4 protein-coding genes and 1 CRISPR repeat array are annotated in these 3,684 nt (G+C 37.2%); all 4 genes read right to left on the reverse strand.

Going from position 1 to position 3,684, the window contains the following annotated elements; all coding sequences use genetic code 11:
• Positions 1 to 49: 49 nt before the first annotated feature.
• A CRISPR array of direct repeats spans positions 50 to 438; the repeat unit is 28 nt; unit sequence TTTCTAAATGGCGTATGTCGCCATGAAC.
• A gap of 132 nt (positions 439 to 570) precedes the next feature.
• On the reverse strand, positions 571 to 1,164 hold the full coding sequence (cas6f, locus tag B4H32_RS02155; protein ID WP_262450555.1) for a type I-F CRISPR-associated endoribonuclease Cas6/Csy4: 594 nt from the start codon (positions 1,162 to 1,164) through the stop codon (positions 571 to 573).
• A 2-nt stretch (positions 1,165 to 1,166) separates the two neighbouring features.
• Positions 1,167 to 2,180: a type I-F CRISPR-associated protein Csy3 gene (csy3, locus tag B4H32_RS02160; RefSeq protein WP_286799609.1), complete on the reverse strand. Its 1,014-nt coding sequence runs from the start codon at positions 2,178 to 2,180 to the stop codon at positions 1,167 to 1,169.
• 27 nt (positions 2,181 to 2,207) lie between these two features.
• Positions 2,208 to 3,092, reverse strand: coding sequence for a type I-F CRISPR-associated protein Csy2 (gene csy2, locus B4H32_RS02165; RefSeq protein WP_004681363.1), 885 nt, complete (start codon positions 3,090 to 3,092; stop codon positions 2,208 to 2,210).
• A partial coding sequence (locus B4H32_RS02170) for a type I-F CRISPR-associated protein Csy1 (protein WP_286799611.1) occupies positions 3,092 to 3,684 on the reverse strand: 593 nt, incomplete at its 5' end. The genes csy2 and B4H32_RS02170, both read right to left, overlap by 1 nt.

Here is a 3,684-nt window from a genome sequence, read left to right on the forward strand (position 1 = left end):
CGTATGTCGCCATGAACCTGAAGCAAGCGTCATACAGCCCGAAAGTCGATTTCTAAATGGCGTATGTCGCCATGAACAACTCCTTTTGACCCTGCTGCATCATTCCAGTGTTTCTAAATGGCGTATGTCGCCATGAACTTACGGCCGTTCTTATGCTGACGTTTTCTTATTTTCTAAATGGCGTATGTCGCCATGAACGGCGCTACACTGCACATAGTCCCGATTCAACATTTCTAAATGGCGTATGTCGCCATGAACGTGGTGCTGTTGCTTTAACTGCTGCCAGTACATTTCTAAATGGCGTATGTCGCCATGAACTATCTTTCATTGCGCCCAGGTCTTGCTGTGTTTTTCTAAATGGCGTATGTCGCCATGAACCTGGGTTATCTAAATCTTTACGAACACTGATATTTCTAAATGGCGTATGTCGCCATGAACAGTTATAATAAAGCAAAAATATAAGTTACAACAAGCATTTATCATGTATTTTATAAATTTACCCAATCAAAAAATGGCTTGTTGTAACTTATTGATTTTATTAAGCTGTTAAAGAGTCTAAAAAATATTGGGTTAAAACTCTGGTACTGTGGATGTACGACTTAATCCATAGCTTCCAAATTTTCCAATACATGCTTCATCAACACGTTTTTTCCCAATAATCAAACGGAAGTTCATATCGTTGGTTTGGCTTTTCATATTAATATAAGGTTCAAAAGTCTCCGTCAGTTCCAATGCTTTAAAGTGTTCCTTTGCCTCTTCAATTGAAATTCCACGGCGTTTTGCTTGATGCAAAATACGCTGTTCAATCGTTAATTTTGGATTGGCTTTAAAGTAAGTTGCATAGCCATTGATCTTATCTTCTGGAACTTCACGAGCAGATAAGACATGCACATAATCTTGCAGTCTTTCTAGCCAATGGTTTAAGTTTAGTTGTTCCAATGTTTCGACTGAATCCGCAAAAATACGAATTTTATCGCCTAAATAACCCAATTTTTTCTGCTGAATTAAACGATACTTAGGGAAAGAAATACCATAAACAATCTTGCCCTGTTCATCGGCTTGTTCAGCAAAAGCAATATGTAATTGGGTATATACTTTTGACCAAATTAGATGCAGAGGAATTTCCTCCTGCTCCAATAAAGTAATTTCTAAATAATAGAGCATAGTTAATCCTTGCTACTTTGACCAAAGACACCACCACGCACCAAAACAGCCATGACGTAATGCTCTTGCTCAGGATTCTCAAGTGATTCGCCTAATGCATATTTATCAAATAAAGTAAAAAAGTCTTTTTTATCTTTCGGGGTACGATACGCTTTGCCAAGATTGGTCACTGCACCGTATGGCTCAATCGCAATCGCTGTTTTTTTCTCATCAAATTCAGGATACCAAGTATCTATGGTACGCAAAGCATTACCTAACTTTTGTGAATGCATGGCTGCAACATCATTTACATGGTAAAGGATTTTACTTTTTTCACCTTTACCTTTATCTAATACAAGTTCTTCACTTGGATAGACTTCTTGACCTTTACCCACCAAAGCATAAGCTTCAACTTTAATCAGTAAATATGGGACTTCCCCTCTTAAGGCACTTGCAATTTGATTCGCTAAGGCTTGTACTTTCTCGTCTACTTGATCGAAGTTATGAAGTGGATATTCCAAAGCATTAAATGTCACTGTTGCTTGATCATTCACAGTCACAACTACTTCTACTTTTTCAGCACCTACGCGGTTGCGCCATAAAAAACGAGCATTGGCGATATTCAGTGCATAGCGTTTTGCAAGTTCAGTAAAGCCATACGTCGCAATATAATTTTTAGCGACATCATTATATGATTTTAAGAACGTTTCATTATTACAAGCAGATGGGTTTTCAACCCCACCCAATACTTTTAGAGTGAATCCAACCTTTAAAGTGTCTTGATTTTCACCTAATGCACAAGCATCTACAGTTTGTAAATTCGCTTTTTCAACTTCTGCATTCAGTTTCATTGGATCACCTGCAACCACAGGTTTTAAACGGTTTGAAATTGTTCCTCGTACTGATTTCTGAATGAGTTTTAATGGCGTTTGCTCATTACGATTTTCCCAACTCGTACCATAAAAATATCCATCGGATGGAACAAGTTTCTTTTCAAATGCGAGTACACTTGCAACTGCTTTTTCATTTTTAGCCATGAGCTTTTCCTTTTTTCAGTTTTTAAATCAGATTGTTGTTGAGTTTTGGCAAAGATATAAATTATTTTCTAAATCAACATGATATTGCCATAGTAGTTGATCAATACTTTCAATACGATAAGGCATTATAAATTCCCCCAGCGTCAAAACAGCTTCCGCAAAACGGTGTGGTGTATCGGCATCACGTTGGTTTTTAGCAATACCTAACTCTGAAATACCCTGAAAACCGACTGCAATCGGTACTAACCAACCCTGTGCGTTACGCTTGGAAGTCCATATCACTTTGCCATTTTCATCTACGCTAGAACTATGTGTAACTTTTAAATAGTCTAAAACAGCATCCAAAGCATCTTTACCTTGTTTCATACTTTCTATGACTAGATCACGGCGTTCAACCAATACATGTCCAAGCATCAGTTTATTTAAAATCGGCTTTAACTCCCGATCCTGATCTGCATCTTCATCAAATTGTAGTATTTGACATTTTTTAACAGCTAGAACATCCCCACTTGCGAACTTCATACTACAAATAAGCTGTTGAGCATCTTCTAAAAACTGTTCTTTCTCATCAGGGTCTATATTTTGACATTCAATTAATAAGGAGACTTCCAAATGGCAACGTGCTTCTTCAATAAAAGCAGGTCGACTTCCACCTTTGTCCAAAGGATTGGCTGTGCCAATAATTGAATGAACGAAATCTCCTTGCCCTTTATAAGTTTGCAAATTAAATTCATGACAACTCACCCCGACTTTAGTCAAAGATACCTCACAGCCTTTGCTTTGTAACTTGCGTTGTAAAGCATGAACTGCACCTAGCCAAGCGGTCATTGCAGGAAAGCCAATGGTATATGGACTACTCATTGCATTGGCATTATGGAGTTTTAAATGAGGTATCAATAAAAACTGGCGCATTAAAAAAACTCCTTTGCTTGTTGTAATGATTTTTCTACACGTTGTTTAACATCCAGTATCTCGCCAGTTCCTAATTTATAAGCATCACTAATCACTTTTTCATAGCTTCGCAATATCCAACGTGCAATTTCCTTGCTTAAGTCATTACGCCAATCATCATCTTCGTCTCGTTCTGTTTGATAAATTTTATCCAACCAAATACGCTGTAATTTTGGCAAACTTGCGTAATAGTCCTGATTTGACCACCCCTCAACAGAATATTCTCGAGTCTTAGATGCCAGTACTAATATTTGATCAATGACAAACTGAATAATATTTCGTATTGCTGTACGAATGTCATCATTATTTAAATCAAGCTGCATAAATTTATGAAGCTGAATAAAACTTTCCTGATAATTTTTTCGATATAAACATTGTGCAAAGAAGTCTGTTTTAGGTAAACGAATTGCTCTTTTTTCTAACATAGGTGGACAGCTTGATAATAGATATGCTCGCCCTGCATTCTGACTATTTAAAACACTGACGTTTTGTGGCTGTGTTCCACCATAAGCTGTTATGGTGAGATCAAAAATATCAGCATAACCTATTTCAT

This window comes from Acinetobacter sp. UBA2063, assembly GCF_002333245.1.
In the GTDB taxonomy this organism is placed as follows: domain Bacteria; phylum Pseudomonadota; class Gammaproteobacteria; order Pseudomonadales; family Moraxellaceae; genus Acinetobacter; species Acinetobacter parvus.